Source organism: Bacteroides sp. AM37-9 (genome assembly GCF_003603455.1).
Taxonomy (GTDB): Bacteria; Bacteroidota; Bacteroidia; order Bacteroidales; family Bacteroidaceae; genus Bacteroides; species Bacteroides xylanisolvens.
This window is the reverse complement of sequence record NZ_QTNF01000034.1, coordinates 29,188-51,316: the sequence shown is the minus strand read 5'-3', so window position 1 is coordinate 51,316 and position 22,129 is coordinate 29,188. Positions and strand designations below refer to the sequence as shown.

General features: G+C 43.1%; 24 protein-coding genes and 1 pseudogene. 13 read left to right on the top strand and 12 right to left on the bottom strand.

Features of this window, described 5'->3' with window-relative positions:
- Positions 1–53 precede the first annotated feature (53 nt).
- The 3 genes from DW862_RS20240 to DW862_RS20230 all read right to left on the bottom strand — a co-directional run bounded on the left by DW862_RS20240 (position 54) and on the right by DW862_RS20230 (position 3,062).
- Positions 54–1,184 carry a hypothetical protein gene (locus DW862_RS20240; RefSeq protein ID WP_005868874.1) on the bottom strand — a complete coding sequence of 377 codons (1,131 nt, stop codon included), beginning with the start codon at positions 1,182–1,184 and terminating at the stop codon, positions 54–56.
- A gap of 692 nt (positions 1,185–1,876) precedes the next feature.
- Positions 1,877–2,359 carry a DUF3408 domain-containing protein gene (locus DW862_RS20235; protein ID WP_005868873.1) on the bottom strand — a complete coding sequence of 161 codons (483 nt, stop codon included), beginning with the start codon at positions 2,357–2,359 and terminating at the stop codon, positions 1,877–1,879.
- A gap of 4 nt (positions 2,360–2,363) precedes the next feature.
- On the bottom strand, positions 2,364–3,062 hold the full coding sequence (locus tag DW862_RS20230; protein ID WP_005868872.1) for a ParA family protein: 699 nt from the start codon (positions 3,060–3,062) through the stop codon (positions 2,364–2,366).
- 403 nt (positions 3,063–3,465) lie between these two features.
- On the opposite strand from DW862_RS20230, the gene mobC reads away from it, so the two are divergent.
- Genes mobC through DW862_RS20215 form a run of 3 tightly spaced genes read left to right on the top strand, consistent with a single transcriptional unit; the run spans position 3,466 to position 6,212 of the window.
- Positions 3,466–3,804 carry a plasmid mobilization relaxosome protein MobC gene (mobC, locus tag DW862_RS20225; protein ID WP_008770294.1) on the top strand — a complete coding sequence of 113 codons (339 nt, stop codon included), beginning with the start codon at positions 3,466–3,468 and terminating at the stop codon, positions 3,802–3,804.
- Positions 3,801–5,201 (top strand): relaxase/mobilization nuclease domain-containing protein, encoded by a 1,401-nt coding sequence (locus DW862_RS20220; protein ID WP_005868870.1) that lies wholly within the window; start codon positions 3,801–3,803, stop codon positions 5,199–5,201. The genes mobC and DW862_RS20220 overlap by 4 nt, the downstream gene beginning before the upstream one ends.
- Before the next feature lie 27 nt (positions 5,202–5,228).
- Positions 5,229–6,212 (top strand): hypothetical protein, encoded by a 984-nt coding sequence (locus DW862_RS20215; protein ID WP_005868869.1) that lies wholly within the window; start codon positions 5,229–5,231, stop codon positions 6,210–6,212.
- 44 nt (positions 6,213–6,256) lie between these two features.
- Here the strand turns inward: DW862_RS20215 and tnpB are convergent, their stop codons facing one another.
- Together tnpB and DW862_RS20205 are read right to left on the bottom strand one after the other, a co-directional pair.
- Positions 6,257–6,559, bottom strand: a complete 303-nt coding sequence (tnpB, locus tag DW862_RS26475; protein ID WP_083444256.1) for an IS66 family insertion sequence element accessory protein TnpB — start codon at positions 6,557–6,559, stop codon at positions 6,257–6,259.
- Positions 6,560–6,562: 3 nt separating this feature from the next.
- Entirely contained in the window at positions 6,563–6,919 is a 357-nt protein-coding gene (locus DW862_RS20205) for a hypothetical protein (protein WP_004319780.1), read from the bottom strand.
- A 648-nt stretch (positions 6,920–7,567) separates the two neighbouring features.
- On the opposite strand from DW862_RS20205, the gene DW862_RS20195 reads away from it, so the two are divergent.
- The 5 genes from DW862_RS20195 (at position 7,568) to DW862_RS20175 (ending at position 9,709) form a co-directional block, all read left to right on the top strand.
- On the top strand, positions 7,568–7,879 hold the full coding sequence (locus DW862_RS20195; protein ID WP_005868826.1) for a DUF2958 domain-containing protein: 312 nt from the start codon (positions 7,568–7,570) through the stop codon (positions 7,877–7,879).
- Positions 7,880–7,952: 73 nt separating this feature from the next.
- Complete coding sequence (locus DW862_RS20190) at positions 7,953–8,189, top strand: hypothetical protein (RefSeq protein ID WP_005868824.1); 237 nt, start codon at positions 7,953–7,955, stop codon at positions 8,187–8,189.
- Positions 8,190–8,202: 13 nt separating this feature from the next.
- The gene (locus tag DW862_RS20185) at positions 8,203–8,451 is read left to right on the top strand and encodes a hypothetical protein (RefSeq protein ID WP_005868823.1); all 249 of its coding nucleotides are present in this window, start codon (positions 8,203–8,205) and stop codon (positions 8,449–8,451) included.
- Between the two features lie 43 nt (positions 8,452–8,494).
- Positions 8,495–8,932 carry a hypothetical protein gene (locus tag DW862_RS20180; RefSeq protein ID WP_005868821.1) on the top strand — a complete coding sequence of 146 codons (438 nt, stop codon included), beginning with the start codon at positions 8,495–8,497 and terminating at the stop codon, positions 8,930–8,932.
- Between the two features lie 267 nt (positions 8,933–9,199).
- Positions 9,200–9,709 carry a hypothetical protein gene (locus DW862_RS20175; protein WP_007569216.1) on the top strand — a complete coding sequence of 170 codons (510 nt, stop codon included), beginning with the start codon at positions 9,200–9,202 and terminating at the stop codon, positions 9,707–9,709.
- A gap of 15 nt (positions 9,710–9,724) precedes the next feature.
- Here DW862_RS20175 and DW862_RS20170 read toward each other — a convergent pair whose 3' ends face one another.
- From DW862_RS20170 to DW862_RS20150, 5 genes are all read right to left on the bottom strand, one after another.
- Entirely contained in the window at positions 9,725–10,012 is a 288-nt protein-coding gene (locus DW862_RS20170) for a hypothetical protein (RefSeq protein ID WP_007569214.1), read from the bottom strand.
- A 110-nt stretch (positions 10,013–10,122) separates the two neighbouring features.
- Positions 10,123–11,649, bottom strand: a complete 1,527-nt coding sequence (locus tag DW862_RS20165) for a type II toxin-antitoxin system HipA family toxin (protein WP_005868817.1) — start codon at positions 11,647–11,649, stop codon at positions 10,123–10,125.
- Positions 11,639–11,959 (bottom strand): helix-turn-helix transcriptional regulator, encoded by a 321-nt coding sequence (locus DW862_RS20160; protein ID WP_005868815.1) that lies wholly within the window; start codon positions 11,957–11,959, stop codon positions 11,639–11,641. Before DW862_RS20160 ends, DW862_RS20165 begins: the two co-directional genes overlap by 11 nt.
- Positions 11,960–12,058: 99 nt before the next feature.
- The gene (locus tag DW862_RS20155) at positions 12,059–13,648 is read right to left on the bottom strand and encodes a type II toxin-antitoxin system HipA family toxin (protein ID WP_005868813.1); all 1,590 of its coding nucleotides are present in this window, start codon (positions 13,646–13,648) and stop codon (positions 12,059–12,061) included.
- Positions 13,641–13,991, bottom strand: a complete 351-nt coding sequence (locus DW862_RS20150) for a helix-turn-helix transcriptional regulator (RefSeq protein ID WP_005868812.1) — start codon at positions 13,989–13,991, stop codon at positions 13,641–13,643. Before DW862_RS20150 ends, DW862_RS20155 begins: the two co-directional genes overlap by 8 nt.
- Before the next feature lie 129 nt (positions 13,992–14,120).
- On the opposite strand from DW862_RS20150, the pseudogene DW862_RS26470 reads away from it, so the two are divergent.
- Positions 14,121–14,280, top strand: a pseudogene (locus DW862_RS26470) (helix-turn-helix domain-containing protein).
- A 126-nt stretch (positions 14,281–14,406) separates the two neighbouring features.
- A complete protein-coding gene (locus DW862_RS20140; protein ID WP_005868811.1) occupies positions 14,407–15,687 on the top strand; it encodes an ATP-binding protein in 1,281 nt (426 codons plus the stop codon).
- A 305-nt stretch (positions 15,688–15,992) separates the two neighbouring features.
- Here DW862_RS20140 and DW862_RS20135 read toward each other — a convergent pair whose 3' ends face one another.
- Positions 15,993–17,051, bottom strand: a complete 1,059-nt coding sequence (locus DW862_RS20135) for a LuxR C-terminal-related transcriptional regulator (protein WP_007564609.1) — start codon at positions 17,049–17,051, stop codon at positions 15,993–15,995.
- 299 nt (positions 17,052–17,350) lie between these two features.
- Between DW862_RS20135 and DW862_RS20130 the strand changes: the two genes are divergently transcribed.
- Both DW862_RS20130 and DW862_RS20125 read left to right on the top strand, forming a co-directional pair.
- On the top strand, positions 17,351–18,583 hold the full coding sequence (locus tag DW862_RS20130) for a DUF3575 domain-containing protein (protein WP_007564611.1): 1,233 nt from the start codon (positions 17,351–17,353) through the stop codon (positions 18,581–18,583).
- The gene (locus tag DW862_RS20125) at positions 18,580–19,500 is read left to right on the top strand and encodes a DUF5119 domain-containing protein (RefSeq protein ID WP_007564613.1); all 921 of its coding nucleotides are present in this window, start codon (positions 18,580–18,582) and stop codon (positions 19,498–19,500) included. The genes DW862_RS20130 and DW862_RS20125 overlap by 4 nt, the downstream gene beginning before the upstream one ends.
- Positions 19,501–19,573: 73 nt before the next feature.
- Here the strand turns inward: DW862_RS20125 and DW862_RS20120 are convergent, their stop codons facing one another.
- Complete coding sequence (locus tag DW862_RS20120; RefSeq protein ID WP_005818951.1) at positions 19,574–20,827, bottom strand: IS4 family transposase; 1,254 nt, start codon at positions 20,825–20,827, stop codon at positions 19,574–19,576.
- 98 nt (positions 20,828–20,925) lie between these two features.
- Here DW862_RS20120 and DW862_RS20115 point away from each other — a divergent pair, with 98 nt between their 5' ends.
- Positions 20,926–22,062, top strand: coding sequence for a fimbrillin family protein (locus tag DW862_RS20115; protein ID WP_181993396.1), 1,137 nt, complete (start codon positions 20,926–20,928; stop codon positions 22,060–22,062).
- Positions 22,063–22,129: the final 67 nt, after the last annotated feature.

Genomic DNA, 22,129 nt, shown 5'->3' with positions numbered 1-22,129 from the left:
ATTTTCTGACAATCCGCTGCAAAGATACTATTTTATGGTTTTTGTTCCAACTTTTAGGGATTTAAGTTGACGGCAAGGTCTTCTGGACGAATGCCTACTACCTTTATATAGATATCCCGGTAGATGTTCTCCTTAATCTCCTTGTCCTCTTCAGAATAAAGCCATGCGGTAAATTCATGATAATATTCGCCGGTTCCCAATTTAAAGAAATCCTTATATTGATAATGTCTGCTCACGGGAATGCCTTTCTTGTTTAACAAGAAGCATGATTTAAGCGCATCGTGATATTGCGAGGTCAGTATCGCCTTTATCTTTTCGTCGAAATATTCCAATGTTTCCTGGTCAAAGAAAAACTGTACGGTGTAGGGCCACTTCTCCCCTTTTCCTTTGATGTACTGGTATTGGAATTTGGTTCTCTCCAGCTTTTTGTTGATACCGTTTAAGATGCTGGTCACCTTCTTCTTCCGGTCATGGTTGTCCTTTACCGTTACATCAAATTCCTTGGCAAGTTGGTCAACCGTAACGGTGAAATAAGGTGCTTGTCCTTGGTCAATCTTATACTTGATCAGGTAAATCATTTTCGCCAGGTTCAGATAAAACTTGCGGTAGCCTTTGCGGTTGGGCAGGTTACGGTAGTCTTTCAGTTCCAGCAGATTGTATTCGGTAAGCAAAGTATTCATCAGATCTTTGCTCAGATGCACGTTGTAATTCCGCTTGGTGCGCTTTTTCGTGCCGAAGTTATCCTTTATCTCAAAGCGGTCCAGTATTTGAATGAACTTATATTGCGTCTTGCCGTTCATGGCGTATGCTACACTGAGGTTGGATGTCCCTAAACGGTATAACGCCGCTTCAAAGGTGTTCTCTATCGGATGCTCTATCTTTTGGCCGTTCTGTTCGGTGATATATACCGGACGTTGGTTGCTGAACAGGAAATCAAGCTGCTTCTCGGTCAGTTTTCGTTGCAACTTGGTTCGTTCATACCCCATGACCTCACAAAAATCGTTGATGGAGAACCAGCAGTCGCCGAACAGATCTTTCATTTGTGAAGATGCCACGTAAATGATAATGTCAGACATGACAGTGCCGCCTGCATCAAATAGAACTTCCAATACTTTCGTGTTGGAAGACTCGCTGAGAGTCCTGGGGACTCTGCTCAACTCTTTTTGTGTATTACTTTCCTTCATAGGCGGACACTTGTTGTTTACTGATGCAAAGATACGTTTTTTTACGGAGATAGTGAATCTAACTCCCTATAAATGAAGATTCCAAAGCATTTTTTTCGTGCTGTTTCTTGATTTAGTTGTGTAAAAGTGTCCCGACTACGGCTGTTTCCGATCCCCCAGTTGTGTAAAAGTGTCCCGAATGGCCGGTTTAGTTGTGCAGAAGTGTCCCGGATTCCTGATTTAGTTGTGTAAAAGTGTCCCGAATGCAGATTCTAGTTGTGTAAAAGTATCCCGACTTTCCTGTTCAGTTGTGCAGAAGTGTCCCGAATAGTCGGTTAGTTGTGCAGAAGTGTCCCGGTTACGAGAAGATGCCAGTAAGTGCTAACTTGCAATAATATAGTTGATTATACGGAAAACCTCCCTTATTAGTTGTGTAAAAGTGTCCCACAAATACTTAAATCCCTAAAAACCTAAATAAAACGAAGAAATGATTTTGTTACCGTATTCTTACTTTCGGAAAAAATTTTGAGGTGGAAACAAGTAGAGGTTTGAATTCTTTAACATATTGTCCAGGATAATAGGCAAAGGGATTTTTCCGCAGTTGTGTAAAAGTGTCCCGGTTCAATGCCGGCCTTCACTAAAACGGTGTGCAAAAATAACGCCTGCCCGACGGATGCAGTCGAACAGGCGTATATATTTTTCCGAAAGTAGAATCAGATGCTCATATACTTCTTCAGTATCGCTTGAATCTCCTTGTTATGGCTGGTCAATATGTCTTCAAGAATGTTGTTTGCGATGTTGTGCATTCCTAATCCAGTGGCCATAGCAATCTGCTTCAGCTTTCTGTGGGTTTCGCTGGATATCCGGATTACTTCGGTGTTCTTTAATTTTCGCTCTTCCAGATATTCCGAGAATTTTTTTCCGCAGACTTTGCTTTCTTCTGTTTTTGGAGAAGACTGCACGGAAGGTTTGGATTCCGGCTTTTCCATTTGTTCCGGCTGAGGTTCTTGGACGGTTTCTTTGACTGGAGCCGATTCTTTCACCTCTTCATGGATGGGGTGCTCAATCGCAGGTTGGGGGATAGTGCTTTCCGCAACACTTCCGATCTGCTGGATTTCCTGCTCTTTCTTACTGGCGCTTTGCAGCAAGAGTTTTCTCATGGCGGCTGATGATGTCCTTTCTTTGTTGGTTGCCATAGCTTTATTCTCCTATATGGTTACAGATTAATTCCAATACCTCTTCACAGAAAGCATCACAGGGATGATGGTACGCTTTACTCAGCGTACTTAAATTGCGTTGATAGTCAACCCTTGAATCCTTGATGTAGTTTTGCATCAACTCGAAAGGCAAGGTTTTTTTATTTTTCAAAATTTCTTTGAACTCCAGCACATTCGGAAGAACACGGTTCATAACACCACGCACGGTAGTCTTTTTACCAATCTTTCGACGGCTTTCGATAATCCCTTCATAGATGTTATAGTAAAAGGTCAATGTAGGTCTTAAATCGGTCTGGTTCGGTTCGAAGGGAATGATGATCACGTCAACGAAGTGCAGCGTTTCAACTACACCGTTTTGTTTCAGGTTACCCGGAAAATCGACAAGTATAATGTCGTAATTGTCCTGAAGGAAATCCAGTTGGTTGATGAACTCTGAGGAAGAGATATTGATAACCTCATATTCTTCTTCCTTTTTCATGATTCCGTCCTCGGCTTCGTCCTCACGTAATTTTCCGATAGTGTTCTGCATGTCGTCGATATCCACCACGGCAATGGATAAGCCCCCCTCTTCGTTTGACTGCGAATGAATATAACCTGCAAACAAAGCTGTCAGCGTAGACTTCCCTACCCCGCCCTTGGGATTCTCAAAAGCTACGACTACTCCTGGTAATATTTGTCCCATAATGTACGTTTTTAAGTATGTGCGCAAATATATAAATAATAAATTAAATAATTGCATACTTTTATAATTAATTTATTATACACTTTTTTACTTAATTGTATAAGTAATTACATATATAAATATAAATATAAATATGTACATACTTAATCTTATAATTAAGTATGTATGTTCATACTTTGTAATAATATAATTAGTAATTATGTATTTTGTAACTAATGGCTTTCCGTTCGCCTGTTACAATGTGCGTAGTTACTTTGTAACAAAGTGAGCGGTTAATCTGGATTAAGAAATCAAGACTTTTGTCTGGTTTTGTTTCACAGCTGAGTATTATTGTATATCTTTGCTAATGCAAGGTATGTTTTTGTGGGTACAAAAAACCTTGCGACAGCCGAGCTGCCGACCAATGTTCGTTACACTCACATACTCTGTATATATGAAAGAGAATCGAGATATAAGTATAAAGATCCGCTTGACGGAAGCCGAGAAAGAACAGCTTCTTCAACGTTCAAAGGAAGAGGGAAAATCCCTTTCTTCCTTTATCAGAGAGTCTGCCTTGAAAGGCAGAAGCATATCGAAAACCGATGTGCAAATGATATATGAACTTCGTAAAATAGGAGCCAATATCAACCAGCTTGCCAAACATATCAATACGCTTCCGTCCGATGAAAATATATTGTATTCATTGGATCGGATTAACCAATACCTTTCGGATGTAGAAACCATTAACCGGAAATTGTTATGATAGCCGAGATACAACCTTCTTTCTCATCCCACCTGTCCATGAGCCGGAAAATTGAATACCAGCTTTCCAAGGTCAAGGAAGGAAACGGAAAAGTGCTTTACACCTCCACTGGTGACGAACTGGCCGCCATGCCAGCCTACATGAAACTTATCTCCCAGTTGAATGACCGGGTGAAACTACCTTATGCGGAATTTATTCTGAGCCTCTATCCGGGAGAAAGCCTTTCCGATGAACAGTGGCTTTCTCTTGCCGGGGAATATATCGAGAGGATGGGGTACGGAAAGTCCTGTTATGCCGTTGTCCTAAATACCGACAAGGCACACAGCCATGTGCATGTGCTGCTGACCACAATTGATGAAGAAGGCAAAAGCATTCCTTCCGGAAATAATTACAGCCGTTCCGAAAAGATCTCAAGGGAACTGGAGCAGAAGTACGGTCTGTTGCCTTTGGAAAGGGAAGGAGGCAAGAGAACCACGTTGGGAGAGGCGCAATACCGTAACTATTATTTCGATGCGGCCTTGAAGAAAGCCATGCGTAGTTATAATTACAAGGATAAGGTATCGGCTGTCCTGGAACAATCCGATACATACCGGTCTTTGAATAAACCCTTGCAAGAAATAAAATTGGCCAATGAAGAATGGCGTGTCCTATTGGGGGATGAAAGCTATGACAACCTTTTCGCATTGCTGGAAAAAGGAGGTTTTTTCAACCCCTTGTTCAAGGATGAACTGTTACAACAGCTTGACCGCATCTACTCTTTTTCCGAAAGTACATCCGATTTCCGAAGGAACCTGGAACAAGAAGGATTGTATATGCGTCTGGTCACCAAGAAGGACAAATCCTATTATGTCTATGGCATCAAGGATTCAGGCTTTTACCTGAAGGACGTTTCACTTCCTCAGAAATATCGTTTTGGTAATATTCGTTTTGATGGCCGGGGCATGAGCGCCGATGAACAGAAGCATTATCTCTATGACCATGTGTTTAAGGCATTGAACGCTTCTTTAGGCTATGAGGATTTTAAGAAAAGGTTGGCGGAAGAATCGATCCGTGTGACGGAACATGTAAACAGCAAAGGCGCATACGGGATTTCCTTTTATATGGAAAACGTGGAAAATGCTCATGTCTTTAAAGGTGCGGATCTTTCCCGTAAGCTCACTTATCAGAATATCCAGAAGCATTTCGATGGTGTGGCTGTCGGTCTCTCGCCACATATCGATAGGGTAGGGGAGTTCCGTGAGCGGGTGGATCGTGAGGCTTTCTATATGCAGGGTGGGGGAGTTATGGCCATTCCGGAACTTGACATTACCGGCAGCGGGAAGAAGTCGCAAGAGGATGATCTCATACCGTCCAAAAAGAAACGGAAACGCAAGAGTGGTCCCGATTTCTCATTATGATGAATACTAACTTAATATATTTGCTTTATGAATTATCAGACCGTTTTACAGAATTATCATCCCACTGAACAGGGGGATTTCATGTTGAGATATGAGATAGGTGGCCGGGGATATGTCGTTTACTCACCGGAGAAGGATGCGTTGTCTTGTATTGAATTACATGGCTTTTCCGAGCTTACTCCTTGGCAATTGGCTTTTGTTCTTTCCTTGGATATGCAGCAGATGAAAGAACAGGACGAGCTTTCTCTCTTCGTATGTTGTAAGCGAGAAAAGCTCTTGTCTTATCTTTTCGATGTGGAGGAAAGCGAAACCGTCTTGAAGACAAAGCACGTGTCCGGTTGGCAGGGCTATCTGATGATGGATATCCATAAGCCGGACAGGGTACGGAACGTGTTCCAGTTCCATCCGGAAACGAAAGAAGCCCGTTTGGTCTTTGATAACCGTTTATGTGTCGCTTCCCTTCGTGAGAAAGAAAAAGGAAAGCTCATCCATCTCTGTTGGAGTCCTTCTGTCTTTGCTGCCATCGATAAGGGAGGAGAGCGTACCGCACCGGCTTATCTGTTGGCTTCTGATGCTGCCTTGTTGCATGGGTATGCCATGAAACAGATTGCGGAATGCTTTGCCGGTACACCGGTTGAAGAACGGGTTATCGGTATTCATGTAGGGGATAATGTCTATGAGGCCTTGTCTTTTGTGTGCTATTACGTCCGTAACGTGCAGGATGAATATTTGGTTATTCCTGAGCGGAAAGATGGGATGGTGATTCTTGAAACCCCGAAATGGAATCCGATACGCCAGGCTAACTTCGTGGCTTCACTGAACAAGATGGCGGTTGACCAGGCGAAGAAACGCTATCCGGAAATGGAGGTTCCGAATGAACGGCCATTCACGTGCCTCTCTTTTGCCCGGAAGTCTTTCGTCTATTTCCCGGATCTGAAGGTGTATCAGGAGGTGTTCTTGAAGATGTATTTGGGGTTGGTGAGGTTACAGGAGGTGCATTTGCTGGGGTAAGGAACAATTGCAGTGCTGCTTATAAAATAGTGGCACTACTATTGTTAGAGTACTTCTATCATTCCTTTGGTTACGGCATCGGCCAGTAGTCTTTTTACAATCCTGCCACTGGGAGGATTGGTTATCCCAAGCGTTATCTCAACCCTGTTTGATAGAGGATGATAGTGCAGGTATTGGAGGATTTTCATACAGGTACAATTCGCATTGATAAAAATGAAAGCGTCACCGTCCCGTACATTCTTTCCCATCTGGTTGGTCACGATGCCGCTAAGCGTATAAAAACTCTTACGCATGTCTGTCGGATACGGGTAAAGATAATATCTGTTGGATTCATTCAAAGAAAACATAGGCTAACGGTTTGAATTCAAAAATATCAGGGTTTGCAATACCTCCGGTGACAAAGGGCTGTTCAAGCGGACTGTAACGCCATTGGGATAGGAGATCTCACATAGCGGCTGGGGAATTGGCGACGGGCTGACCGGAGGGGCAGACAGCAGGGATTTCTCCTTATGGGGAAGACTGACCTGGCCCTTACTGTTTACCTTTACCGGGATAAAGCCGCCTTTGCGCAACAGCTTGGAACGCCACTCGTAGAAACGTTTGGGACGAATACATTCATTCGAACAAAAATCCATAACTGACAGTCCGCTCGACTTGAAACGGGAATAAATAGATTCAAAATCTTCCATGGTCCATTGATGTGACATAACAATTGAGCTTTTTTACTTTGATTACAAAAGTAATATCACATTTTTAGAATGAAAGGGGGAGTTTATCGAATGCTTACATTTTTTTGTTTAATTAATATTATATTCTCCAAAATAAATGTTTTGGCGTATTATATGTTTAATAACCAATAAATTAGATAACTGTTTGATTTTGATTATAGTTGGATTTATATTGATATGGCGAAATACTTGGCTATTATATATCAATGTGAATAATGTTGGATTTTATTCTTCTTTTATTTCCGTACTGCCCTTTTCCTTGTTTTCTGCCTCCCCTAATGTACGTTTTTTCATAGCCCCGTCTGAGAGCCTTTGTTTTTGAACGGCAAATTTATTTCGGTGGATGGATACGAAAGAGTTCCGGTCTTCGCCCTTTGTACCGAAAAAAATAACGCCGGACGGCTTCGCTGTCCCCAACATTTTTTGTCGTCCAAAACTTTTCTCAATCCCTCCTTCCTTCTTGTTGTGTGCCGTAAAAAAAAGGCTTATAAACTCAGATGGGGCATGAAAGCTCAAAAAAAAAGTCGGCAGAAAGAAAAGGTCATCCCGGAAAGGGGTTTTAAAAAAAGGTCTTTAAATCTAGCTGAAGCATAAAATTAGAAGTTTAACCCTTTAAAAATGTGACATATGATTACAGTGACGGAACAACTAAAGAATGTGTTTGAAGCCAACCCTTTGTACTCAAAAGAGGGGCAGGGGCTTAATGCGGAAGTCATCGCAAGGTTTTTCCTTCCTTTTTCTTCGGTGGTATGGTTGGTAACGGAAGCCGAACAGCAGGAAGACGGTGACTGGCTTTTTTTCGGTTATTGCCATATTCAAGAATGGGAATGGGGTTATGTGCTTCTTTCTCAAATTCAAGAGGTGAATGTTCGTGGGTTGACCGTGCAGCTGGATAAAGGACTGAAAACCGGTATAACGGTAAAAGCTTGCCTGAATTGATTAGAGAATAAACGGAGAGGGAACAACCCCTTTCCGCTTTCCAACCGGAATATTGAACTTAAAAACGGAAGTTATGGTTTACGAGACGAATTGCACGGAAATAACACAGGACAAATGGCGTGAGCTGATGAAGTACGGTAGAAAATGCTCCTATCGGCTGCTTACGGCGAGAATCAAGCGGGAATTGCCGGAATTATACCATGCGCTGGCTCTCCAGTTCTATAATCCTTATGCGGAACAGTGCAGGCAGACACCCACACATTATATATTGGTTCATTCGGCCATTGAATATTTTATCAGAAAACAATAAAGGACAAATGGTTATGAAAACAAAAAAGGTTGATAAAAAGAAAACGCTGGCTTATGCGGTGGCATTTTACTTTACGGATGTTTCCGTAAAGTTCATGATGGGGAATGCGATGTATGAGTATGTACATACCGTTTATGACAGGCGGTATGATAACGGTGGCTTTAATACGCTTGCCGTAGTCTATAATTACAAGAGGATGAAGTACGAGGTATTGGTCGTATCGGACGAGAAGGTAGGTGATAAGGAGATTCATATATTATAAGTTTCACAAACAGGGCTTTTGCCATATAAAAACGGCTTTTGAGATGAAAAAGTTATCGGCTTATACGGTTGCATCCAACTGCACCGACTTGACGGATATACGTGACGGCATCGCTGAAATACATGAAGCGATGAAGACTTGCGTTGAATCCGGGAAACATATCCCTTCATTCTATGTTTCCCGGTTGGCCAAACTGGAAACTAAAAAGAAGAAACTGGAGAAACGGACGCAGGTACACATGACCGTCACCATCCGTTTCTTTATAGATGATGATACCCTTACAATGGCAGTCAGGCATTGCCTTTTCTTCAAGCTGGAACCGACTCGGCAGAATGTGATGAAAGCCATCCGTGATGCGGTTCTTAATAACGGACGTTCCATTCTTGACTTTCCGGAAGCATGGGGAGAAGATCTTATGGATGTGTCTTTCTTTGATGTGGAGAATGCCATGAAGAAGCTGCGTTCCTCATTCGGCCTATAAACTTCATTGCATATTTTTCCGAAAGTAAAGTAACCGTTGGATTTTTGGCCAGCGGTTCTTTTTTCAAAAAAGAACCAAAAACTTTGAATACAATCTTTTTTCATCTTCTAACTTATGTATTCGGAAAAAATTCCATGGCATTCAGAAAAGGGATGATAGCGGTTTGGGGATTATAGGGTAGATTTGTGGGGTAAGCTTACAGAGACAGTTTTTATAGGCAGGTTCCGAAAAGCCTTTGAGAGAGTAGGAGAACATGAGTTATAATATATGGCTATAAGTATAAATGATAGACAATTGATTACACAATTTATTACTAATACTCAGAATTTGAATGTTAATTTACCTACAAATGGTGGAGGGTGTGCTAATTTAGTTAGAGGAATTATAGAACAGGCAACAGGAAAAAGAATTTCAGTTAATCCTTTTGGAGCTTCTTTAGAAAGTATGATACAAAAAATAAATACCTATCATGATTTAGCTAAATGTAATAATGGAGATATATTATATTTTGTGCATCTTCCTAATGCTGCTGTAAATTTACATCAAACTATTCATTATGCAATTTTTTGTAATGTTAATAATGCTGGTGTACAGAAAAATGTTATTGGGATAAATGGATTAGCAGATCTTTCTTTTTCTCCCACAGCTTATCATGGTGTTGTAGCATCTGTAATATCTCCGGGTAATTTTAATGGAGTAGGGCAGGTGATATATGATACTGTAGCATTCCCTAATATTCTTGGTGAATTGTATGTTATTGATTATGAATTGATATAGGAATAAGTTTCTTCGTTATTTTATGGCGTACAGTAGTATAGAAATAGAAAAAAACTGAAAATTGAATAGTAAATTTGTTTGCTCCATGTTACGTTTATTACCGCTTGTAATCGGGCTTTGCGCAGACTTTATGTCCTGAAGGCTTTTTAGTACCCCTTCCATTTGGAAGATTTTGACAGCAGCGATGAAGGTGGTGGAGGATATATCCGGCTGGAGGCTTTTCAGTGTGTTCTCCGATGGCTGATATCCTCTCATCTTCAGTTCCAGAATGGTATTGAAGTCATCATTTCGCATAGCCTTCATGAAAGCCTCCTCTTGTTCGTTGGCAATGTCCGGATTTGGATCGTATGCAGTTGCTTGCCGAACAAGAACAGACTTTTTATTAATGTAATAGTGTCGCTATTCGTCTGTTTTTATCTTCTAGCTAAAGGCAGTAACAACCGTTCCACAAGTTCTTTCTTGTTCTCAACGGGCATCTTGTTTCTGCCTTTGGCAATGACTTCAGCAGCCAAATCGCTTTTACGCCCGGCAATGTATTTCTGTCGCTTTCCGTTTATGAAGGCCTCGATACGGAAATCATGCCGGGTGTTTTCGATGATGTTGATTTCTGATACCAAAAAGCCATCCTCTGTCTCGTAGGGTTCGACAATGGTGGGCAGGTAGTGTTTCATGGTTTTCCCTATGATCGGAGATACCAAACCGGAAAGATGCTCTTCGATGCGGTCTTTCCAATAGTCATCGATTTGATGATTGGTGGCATAATCGTAAAAATGGCTGATGGCAAGGCTGACTTCTTCGATTATCCTTTTCGCATTCTTTATTCCGTTCTGTTTGGCAAATTGCATCAGGTCATCTTCCGTGATGTCGTTATCTTTTCCTGCAATGCTCATGGAGTGTGCGTTTTCGTATGCCGCACCGTCCAAATTGGTGGTGAATGTCATGTCGTAGGCTGGGGTGATGTGCCATGTGCCGTTTCTTTCCATCAGGAAAGAGAAATTCTTGATGTGGTCATCCACATTGCCGCCCATGATATTGAATACCGTCCTACGGTAGAGTTCGGACTGTTCGCTTGCCGGGATGTTCAGTTTTCGGCAGACTTCAAACAAATCCTCATAGCTCGTTGCATCCGGATTCATGGCAGCAAGTGTCTGTGTATGTATCTTCTCTCCGTTTATCCTATCGTAACGCTCCGTCAGGAAGTGATGTTTTCCCTCAATTTGAATGAGTCGGGAAGGCATCATCGTAATCCCGGCTTCCTTTGCCATCTCATAATATACCATTTCCATTTGCGTGAACGGAAAATCGTCCCCTTCTGCAAACTTCAATATGTAGTAGGTATAGCCCTCCGGTAAAGGGACTTGGCCGGAACGTATATCATGTGTCGTTTCATTGATGGCGATGATGGCTTTCGGGTGCTGCCCTCCGGCTGATGTACCTATCTCATAGATACTTTGCAGTTGCAGTGCTTCGTCATCTTGCACGGATATTTCCTCCCGTTCCTCAAAGATACGGCGTGCCAGTTGGTATAAACTCTCTATCTGGAGAGTGGAAGAGGATTCCAATCCAGGAGTGGCCGGGATGAACTCAAAGGCTCCCATTCCCCGTTTCCCGATGAAAGACAGTTTATCTACCGGTGTGAGTTTGCGCTTGGGGATATGGTTTTGTGCCGCCCATTGGTCGAAGACCATGTTACCCCACCGATCAGGCAATGAATCTGCCAAAAACGGTGGGAGACCTTGATAAGTCTTTTCTTTGTTTCCGAGTATGGGCATACCCTTTGCCGCCGGTCCTTTGACAGAAGCGGTCAGTGGGGCGATTTCCACTCCTTTCTTGATGAAATCCGGATGATAGTTGAAGACGGCTCTTTTGTTTCTTTCGTCCCAATAGAGCTTTCCGACTTCTTCTCCCCATAACATAACACTCACAACATTATTTTCCATGTCTTATCCTTTTCGGCTTTTTATTCATTATTCGTTCCATTGTATAGGCTGAAACAGGTATTTCCGGCATCAGATCATCCATCTGTTCCAGACAGTCCACTACTCGTAACAGGGCAAGAAAGTTGCCCATATTGATGTTATAGGCCTTCCCGTTCTCAAACTGGCGTAAGGTGATAAGGCTGACACCGGCTTTCTCGGCAGCCTCTTTTTGGGTGAGCCTATAGGTTAGCCTGTATTCCTTAAATCGTCTGCCCAGTTCCACTATGATTTCCGGATTGGCCATGGCTTGGGTGATGTGATTCGTTGTCATTTTACAAAGGTAAATATATTAATTGTTAAATCAAAATATGATATATAACAATTAATATATTTACTGTTATATTGAATTGTGCGCGATGTAGTTTGTGTGCTAATCCCCCAATTCCATGCTACGTTTATTGCCGCCTGTAATCGGGCTTTGCGCGGGTTTTATGTCCTGAAGGCTTTTTAGCATCCCTTCCATTTGGAAGATTTTGGCGGCAGCGATGAAGGTGGTGGCGGATACATCCGGCTGGAGGCTTTTCAGTGTGTTCTCCGATGGCTGATATCCTCTCATCTTCAGTTTCAGAATGGTATTGAAGTCATCATTTCGCATAGCCTTCATGAAAGCCTGCTCTTGTTCGTTGGCAATGTCCGGCATATGGATCGTATGCAGTTGCTTGCCGAACAAGAGCAGGTTTTCTCCGATAAAATCGGCGTGTTCCGGCTTGACCCCGCAATCCTTGGCAGTCTCATGCCAATGCGATACGGTTTCCTGTATCTCTTCGATAATCTGTTTGTGTTTCCGGATACCCATGTTCTCACCTACCTTTTGCAGATCTTCCATCGTGAAATTGTCTTGTTTGCCGTTGAGTGACAGCTGGTGGCGGTTCGTCCATTTGCCGCCCGGTGTGTATGAGTAGCAGAGGTCGTATGCTGGGGCCAGTTTCCACTTCCCTTGTCTATCCATCAGGAAAGATAAGTTCTTGCTATGGTCGTCATGGTTCCGGCTCATGACGTTGAACACCATTCTTCGGTATAGTTCCTCCTGCTCTGGATAAGGGAGGTTCATCTGCCGCATGATACGGAATATCTCTTCGTATGAATGGCGTTGGTCACGGTCATAGTGGGCAAGCCCGGCCAATGTCTGTACATGGATCTTCTCTCCGTCTTCCATACGGTCAAAACGTCGTGTCATAAAGTGATATGACTCTTTTTCCTGAAGTAACCGGCATTCCATCATATCGATACCGCAGGCTTTTGCCATCCGGTGATAGGCATATTCGATATTTCCTATTCCTTGTGGATTGTCCGTTATCTGCGTGTGTTCGCTGTATTTGCCGCCATCAAATTTCAACAGCCAATACCCGAATCCTTCAGGAGCTTTTACCTGTCCGGAGCGTACCTCTCCGGTAATATCGTTGTAGGCGATGATGGCCTTGGGCTTGGCACCTCCGGCAGATGTTCCCACTTTCAGTATATCCAGAATGTTTCTTCCTTCCTGGCGCAGTTGGACCTGAAAAGCCATTCTGTCCGTGAATACGGATTTGGCAAGCTCAGTCAGTTCCTCGATATGGAGCACTGATGATTCGTTCATGCCGTTGATTGGCGAGGACGGCTCAAACTCCAGTGCGCCCATGCCACGTTTGCCTACATAGCAAAGCCTGTCTAAAGGGGTAATCTCTTCTCCGGACAATCCCTTGCTGGCAAACCATTCATTGATGATCTGGTTTCCGAAAGTGTCCGGCAGTGAATCGGCAAACAGGCCGGGCAACCCCTTGAAACAGTCGGTACGGTTTTCAAGGAACCGGTAGGGGGTGTTCCTGTACTGGCTGATGGGCATGATGATGGGAGAAATGTCAAGACCGGAGCGGATGAACTTCCGTTCATAGTCGAACAAGGCGGCATTGCTTTCCTTTTCCCAATAGAGAGAGCCTACGCTTTCTCCCCATAGCTTTACATCTACTATCAAATCATTCATGGTTATCTTGTTTTAAATGGCGTACACGGTAGCGTTTCTTTCCTTGCAGTTTTTTGAGCTCTATCGGGCTGACCCGGATTTCCGGTACCAGTTGCTCCAGGTTCTCCAGCAGGCCGAGCGAGCGGAGTACGCTGATGAACAACAGCAGCGATACCGATTTGCCCTTCTCGATGTTCGCAACGGTCAAGGGGCTTACACCGGAAGCCGTTGCCAGTTCTTCCTGCGTGATATGCTGCCTGATACGTGTCTCTTTGATGCGCTGGCCGATTCTCATCAGCACAGCTGGATTGCTCATTTCATTCCACATGGTTGTTCCTTTTTTGCAAATATACAAATAATCCATGTAAATATATAGATTAACTTGAATATATGATGTTAATCTATATGAATACAATGATTATAGTTGCTTTATCGGCTGTTTTTTTCTTTGAACTAGGATGAAAACTGACTAAAATCACAATGTGTTGTGAATATGAAAGAGCTAGGAAAGATGATTAAAGAGTGCAGGAAGAGTTTGAAGGTCAATCAGCTGGAACTTCTCCGAACTGGCGGGCGTGGGCATCAATACGCTGGTGGCCATCGAGCGTGGAGAAGGCAATCCTAAATTGGCTACTGCTTTCCATTGGAGTTGATTAAAGTGCGGAAAAATGTATAAGATTGCTTCTATTATCTGTTTATTTTAGTATATTTGTGCTTTAAATAAGTGCGGATAAATGTATTATACGCTGTTTTTACATGTATAAAAATGCTGTTTGTAGATGAAAAGATTTGTTTTGCAACAACTTATAGAATGGAAAAACCGTGAGGATAGAAAACCTCTGATTTTAAATGGTGCCCGACAAGTTGGGAAAACATGGCTGCTCCATGAGTTTGCCAAACTTGAATACAAAAAAGAGGCTTATGTGGTATGCCGTAAGAATAACCTTGCACGCCAGCTTTTTTCTCAGGATTTCAATGTTGACAGAATTTTACGGGGGCTGCGTGCGATGACTTCCGTTGACATTACTCCGGGTGATACGCTTATTATCCTTGATGAGATACAAGATATCCCGGAAGCACTGGAATCTTTGAAGTATTTTAAAGAGGAGGTTCCGGAGTATCATATAGCTGTGGCAGGTTCACTTTTGGGGATATCCCTTCATCAGGATGTGTCTTATCCCGTAGGGAAGGTAAATGTCATCAATATATTTCCTATGAACTTTGAAGAGTTTCTTGTCGCCAAGGGAGAAGAAGAAGCTTGTAAATTGCTTATGAGTGGGGATTTTGAAACGATAAGCCTCCTGCATGACAAATATACGGATCTCCTTCGGCAATATTATTATGTAGGTGGTATGCCGGAAGTTGTACTCAAATATGTAGAAACGGATTCCTTGCTGGAAGTCAGAAGAATACAGTCGGAGATTTTGCAAGGCTATGATCTTGACTTCTCAAAACATGCGCCCAAAGAACAGGTTCCGCGTGTCCGAATGGTATGGAACAGCATTCCTTCCCAATTATTTAAAGAAAACAAGAAATTCATTTACGGAGCTTTGCGAAAAGGTGCCAGAGCCAATGATTTTGAGATGGCCATTCAATGGCTTGTAAATGCCGGGTTGTTGTATAAAGTGCCTCGATGTACCAAACCGGAGCTTCCGCTTGATATTTATGAAGACCTGTCGGCTTTCAAACTCTATATGGTTGATTTGGGGCTTATGGGTGCTATGGTCAAGACAGATCCGGCCCAAGTCTTGATTAAAAACGACATATTTAAGGAATACAAGGGAGGAATGACTGAACAGTATGTATTGCAGCAGATGAAAAGTAAGGGCGTGTCACCGATTTATTACCATAACACAGACAATTCGCGTCTTGAGTTGGATTTTGTTATTCAACGTAATGCCCAAATGGTGCCGATAGAAGTGAAGGCCGAAGGGAATGTCCGGGCCAATTCGTTGACAGCATTACTGGGAAAAAGACCGGAATTGCATGCGGAGAGATTTTCTATGTTGCCTTATAAAGTACAGGGTAATCTTACAAATTTTCCGCTATATGCAATATAGGTGTATCCTTTTCCCATGCCGGTCATACCGTTAGAACTGATTGATAAGTATGATGCGTATGTTGGCCGGTATGTCTATCTTTGTGGCAATGAAAACAGAGAGAGGATTGATTTACGCCTTGTTTTCCGGGACGGAAAGGAGATTGGCACGGATGATCTGAATCTGTATTATAATTGATGTGACGGCTTGGATGTCCCCCGGATGAATGTTCGGGGGATTCTTTTTCTTTTGGGCGTTCCTGTGGGACGGTCAGGCTTTCCGTTGCAAGTCCTCGCCTAAAGGCTGTGGGCTTTACTCTGCAATCCCTAACGCATGGCTGAAAAGTCCTCTTGCCGGTGTTCTTCTTCATACAGCCTCATGCGTTCTTGTAATGCTTCTTTTAAATTGTCGCTTTTTTTCAGTCCGAGTTTGGCACGTATGTTCGCTCGTTGGCTGGTTATGTTTCCGCTACTCCGATGTAATAATTCGCATATTTGGCTGACGGTCTTGTCTTGCAGTATTAAACGGCAGATGTTTAATTCGGACGGGGATAAATTGGGATATATTCTCCTGATTGTATCAAGTTTACTTTTTTCCTTTTTCTGGTATGCGGCAAGGGCTGTAAAAAGATTTTCTTTGGATTGTTCCCCTATTATGCTTAACAGGGAGCTTGTCTTTTCTTCCGGGTTATTCTCGCTTAACAACTCGGCGAACGCGAATAGTTCTTCCTTTTTCATTTGGAGACGTTTCAAAAGCATTTCCTCTTCCTCTTTTAGCAAGTTGCTACTTTTTAGCAAGCTGCTGATATTACTGTGTAAGGATCTTCCTAATAAGGGGATCATGGTGTATATGATGATGATCAAAGGCAGATAACTGTATAGGAACGGTTCGTCGGTGATAAGTGTGCAGATTGTATAGGAAGCTATGGTAAGGGAGGACAATAGGATGGAGATATTACTCATATAGGCACAGATGGAAAGCATGGTAAATAAGAGAGAGATACTAATGTTACTCATTATCAATGCTCTTTGATAACTATATTCATATCCGCTACATATTGAGCAATAAATTATTTCGATAAAAATCTCGATATGTATGGCTATCAGTATAATGGAAAAGGTCGTGGTCAGATTTACTCTCTTTTTAAAATAAGCGAGAGTGCACATAATGATAAACAGGAATAATACGCTGTTAATATAATAAAACTGTTCATTAGGAAATGGAACTGAATATATGTATATGGGTGCGCATAAGGCCAGCATGAGCAGGGATAGATGAAAGACACGTTTTTGTTGATACGTTATTATCATTTCTCTTTCTTTTTTGTCGTAAGTTTGAGTTTTTATTGAACTTAGAAAAGTAGCGGCTTTTGTGCTGATTTTCATGTGTTTTATTGTTTTAAGTGTTATTAAGTATAATGTTTCCTGCAAAAATAACTGTTTTTTTTTTTTGTATGTTTAAGTACTTTTCTTTATGATGTTAAGTGTTTTTAATTGTTGTGTAAGCGTGATTGGCTGCTGTGGTAAGTGTTGTAGCTGTTGTGTGGTTGTCTTTTTAAGTATTTATAAGTTTAAAATACTTGTTTTTTGCTTTGGAGGTTGGTTTATAAGTGCATATCTTTAGCGGTTGAAATTCAGGGGGTGTAAAAGCCTGGGTTTGGATTGTCATATTAACAAATGATTAAATGACGAAAAGATGTTTTTTTTATATTAAATGTGTATTGTTCGTGCTCGTGTTGAGTATAAGCGGAGAAATATCCGCTCAGGAGAAGCGTGATTCGGTAAGGATCTATTTTCATCAAGGAAAGGTAAATATAGATACATGTTTACTTGACAATGGGAACGAGATGGAGCGGTTTGCTAAAATCTGTTCCGCATTGAACGACTCCGTCCGTCTTATCAGGAAAATTCAAATAATAGGAGGAGCTTCCCCGGAAGGAGGGGGGCTGTTGAATGGAAGGCTGTCTGAAAAACGAGCAGAGGTTTTGTGGCGGTATATATCACCTTATATAAAGATTCCGGTATTGGAGAAGGATTTTCATTTTTCGGGAAGTGACTGGAACGGACTTATAACGATGGTGAGAGCGGATGTGAATGTTCCGGAGAGGGAGGATGTCCTTCGTTTGTTGGAGAAGATCGTACGTTTGGAAAACCAGGACAGCCCTTATTGGGGGGGAGAACTGAAAAGACTGAAAGGGGGGAGGCCATACTCATATTTGTATAAATTCCATTTTCCGAAACTTCGTTCGTCGATGGTGAAAATATGCTATGATAGTGATCCGATAAATCCCGTCAGAGATACGGTATATATACATACACGTGATACGTTGTGCATCCGTGATACCGTTACCGTCATAGCTCCGGTAAAGAAACGGCCGTTTTGCATGGCGGTGAAAACAAACTTGCTTTATGACGCTGTTTTGATACCTGACATCGGGGTTGAGTTCTGTTTGGGGAAGAACTGGTCTGTGGCCGGGAATTGGATGTATGCCTGGTGGAAAAGTGATCGGAAGCATAATTATTGGCGTATCTATGGGGGAGATGTGGAGTTGCGCCGCTGGTTCGGTCGGAGAGCGGTGGAAAAACCGTTTTCCGGGCATCATGTCGGATTGTACGGGCAGATCGTCACCTATGATTTCGAATTGGGTGGGAAAGGTTACTTGGGGGATAAATGGAGTTACGGGGGAGGCGTGGCTTACGGCTACTCGTTACCTGTGGGACATCGGTTCAATGTGGATTTCACGTTGGGAATCGGCTACCTTGGAGGATCGTACAAGGAGTACATCCCTTTGGACGGTCACTATGTATGGCAGACCACTAAAAACCGCCGCTGGTTCGGCCCGACCAAGGCGGGTATCTCTTTGGTGTGGTTGATCGGGCGGGGGAATTATAGCCGGAAGAAAGGAGGCAGGCAGTGATACGGATACGCTTTAGTCTGGTGTTCATATTTTTATGGATAGGACTGACGGCTTGTGAGCATAAGGATTTATGTTACGATCATCCGCACTTTGCCACGGTGCGGGTAATATTCGACTGGACCAAGATTTCCAATCATGACAAGCCTGAAGGCATGAGGGTCGTATTTTATCCGACCGATGATGAAAGCAACACGTGGATATTTGATTTCCCCGGAGGAGAGGGGGGGGAAGTGGAGCTCCCCGAGAATGATTACCGGGTAATTTGCTTCAACTACGATACCGACGGGATGGTTTGGAAAGGAAACGGCAGTTACACGCTTTTTACTGCCGATACGCGTGATGTTCGGTCACCGGATAACCGGACAATGGCTGTCACCCCACCCTGGCTGTGTGGCGACCATATAGACGGAGTTATCCTCAAGGACATTCCGGGAGGAAGCGCGGAGATAGTACGGCTAACTCCCGTAAACATGGTATGTCACTACACGTATGAGGTGAACGGTCTTCGGGGACTGGATAGGGTGGCGGATTTGCGGGCCGCTCTTTCCGGCATGTCCGGCTCGCTTAACATGTCCGGCGACAGTTTGCCCGCCGGTCTTTCGGAGAGCCTGCTCTTTGATGGAATGGTTTCACGGAATCAGATTATAGGCGGATTCTATACGTTTGGACATTCCGCACTTGAAGGAGAGCCCAATGTTTTCCGGCTGTATCTCAAGAACCGTTCCGGCAGCATGTCTGTATTGGAACAGGACGTGAGCGACCAAGTGCATGATGTCCCGGTAGCGGGGCATGTCGGTGATGTGCATCTGGTGTTGAATTTTGATTATGAGGTACCATTCGAGCCGGGAAGTGACGGTGCGGGATTTGATGTGGACGTTGATGATTGGGATGATGTGAATGTGGATATAGTGTTATAAACGGATATTTGAGTTTTCAGTGCGGATTGGATGCCGGGTAAACGCTATGTCAACTATTAAGTAATCGAGTTCACTACTGTCCAAAGAAATTACCCCATAGGTTCAGTTGATCTGAATCGGAATCATTCATCGGACGTTTTGGTTTAATAAACAGTTCGCCTAAAGGCTTCCTCTCAAAGAGTACTTTGCCGACTACGGACGATAAAATATAAAGTTCCTGATCAATATGAAACATCTTTCTGGCAATGGCAAGCAGCAGGTAATCGCAGATGGCAATCCATATCTGCGAGTATACTGCATTCTGGCTGGTCCCGTAGAACGCCTTGATGTTCAGATGTTGCTTGATCCATTTGAAGAAACATTCCACTTGCCAACGTTCCCTATAAAGTTCAGCAATGGTCAGGTAGGAATGTGTGAAGTCATTGGTCAGGAACCGATAGACATTTCCCGTGGCATAATCCTCATACACAACCATACGGAGTGTATCCGGATACCATCGGGAGGTTTTCAGTCCCGTCAGCCTGATAGTGGAATCGCTAACAACTCCTGTACTTTTATCAACCGGATGCTCTTCTACCACCTCATACTTCATGTTGTCCTTGGCCCTGGTGACAAAGAAAGCCCGCTGGCGATGAAAGTGGAGGAACAACTGCTTGAAATCCACATATCCCTTGTCCATGAGGTAGTAATTACCAGGCTCCACGGGTACGAGGCTCATTGCTTTGGAGTCATGGACCGCGGCTTCCGTCAGATAAATAAATGTGGGAATCGTTCCCCGCAAATCCAGCAGAGTATGCATCTTTACACCACCTTTATCATGATGAAGTCTTGCCCATGGACAGAGTTGCAGGCAAAGTTTCATCGTACTGCTGTCGAAGGCATAGACGATTCCGTCCACGTCGAGTCTGGAAGGCTCATGGCGGTACAGGTATCTCGCTTGTGCAATCAATATCTGACCGAAGTCGTGATAGATGCGCCAGTCCTTGGTCCCGTTGATATGTGCCAAAGTCGAGCGTTGGATATATTTGATTCCGGACGAGTACAACTTGAAGGACAGGGCAACCAGCGTTGCATCAATGCTGCGCAGGCTATCCTGGCCGGTGAACTGGGCAAAACTCATCACCATGAACTGGTCTCTGCATTTGAACTCGATGGCATGTCGGTTGCCATTGTATCTCTTTACGCATTTGTCAAACTCATATCTCGGTATGAGCGACATTATCTGAGCGAATACGGTCTTTCCCTGATTCATGATTTCTATCTCTTGCAATACTATTTGCAAAAGTATAAAATCAAATCCCGGAAAAATTTTATTCGCGTAATGCATTAATATAAACTAATTTAAATCATGTCTGAGAAAATTTCTTTGGACAGTAGTGAATCGAGTTTATTAATTATATGTATCAATTTAATTTATTTTTATTTATGAAAAAAAGTACAGTAATGCTTTGGGCAATCTTTGGAGCACTACTCATGGGTTGCTCAGACGAGGAGATTGCGAATGTGGAAACCTCCTCACGAAATGCGATTGGTTTTAACGTGTTAAGTAATGCGGCGGAAACGAGGGCTACCCCTACTACCAACACCAACTTGAAGAACACCGATTTCGACGTGTTCGCTTTTACGGCGGATGGTACTGCCTTCATGGGAAAGGTCGACACGGAATTTGGACATGACGGAGTGAATATCGTGTACAAAGATAATAAGTGGGATTATAAAAATGCGGGCGATCTTCGTTATTGGCCTACCGAGCCTTTGGACTTTTACGCGTTCAATCCCGGAACGGTTGATGAAGCCATGCAGTGGAGTTATATGTGGGAAGCCACCAAGGATACTCAAAAGATAACTTATTCCTGCTCCGATGAGTATGGATCTGGTATCAATGCTCATGAAAACTACGACGTGATGTATGCCATAGCCAAAGGCCAGACAAAAGACAAGAACAACGGAGTAGTGAAATTTAACTTCAAGCATATTCTGTCACAGGTCGTATTCAAAGCAAAGACCGAATACGATAACATGCAGGTGAATATAAAGGACATCAAGATTTTTAATGTAAAAATGGGCGGCGTCTACACATTGCCTGCGACAGCCGATGGAACGGGAAGTTGGGCTGTGGGTGATTGGCCTGAAAGCTCTACAGGAGGAGGTTTTATTACCGTAGTGCAAGGCAAATCCATCGAGGTCAATAGTAATACCACAGCTACCGATATTTCCGAAAAAACTCCTATGCTGAATATACCACAGAAGCTGACAGCATGGAAAGTTTCCGAAGAAGCCACCAATACCAAGATAAAAGCCGACGGTGCGCATCAATGTTACCTGTCGATCACCTGCAAAATCCAGCAGTCCGGAGGTTATCTGTTGGGTTCAGCAGATAGTTACGGAACAATTTATGTTCCGTTCGGAGATACATGGGTAGCGGGCAAGCGTCATATCTACACGTTGATTTTCGGTGGTGGTTATACTGATCAGGGAGAGGCTGTGTTGAATCCGATCCAGTTTAATGCAGAGACAACAGAATGGGTTGATGCAAATAGCAACGTAAACGTTAAACCTTAAACAAAAAGTTTATCAATATCGTACCCGTTGGCAGGTTAAACATACGCAAGATTAATCCCGCCAACGG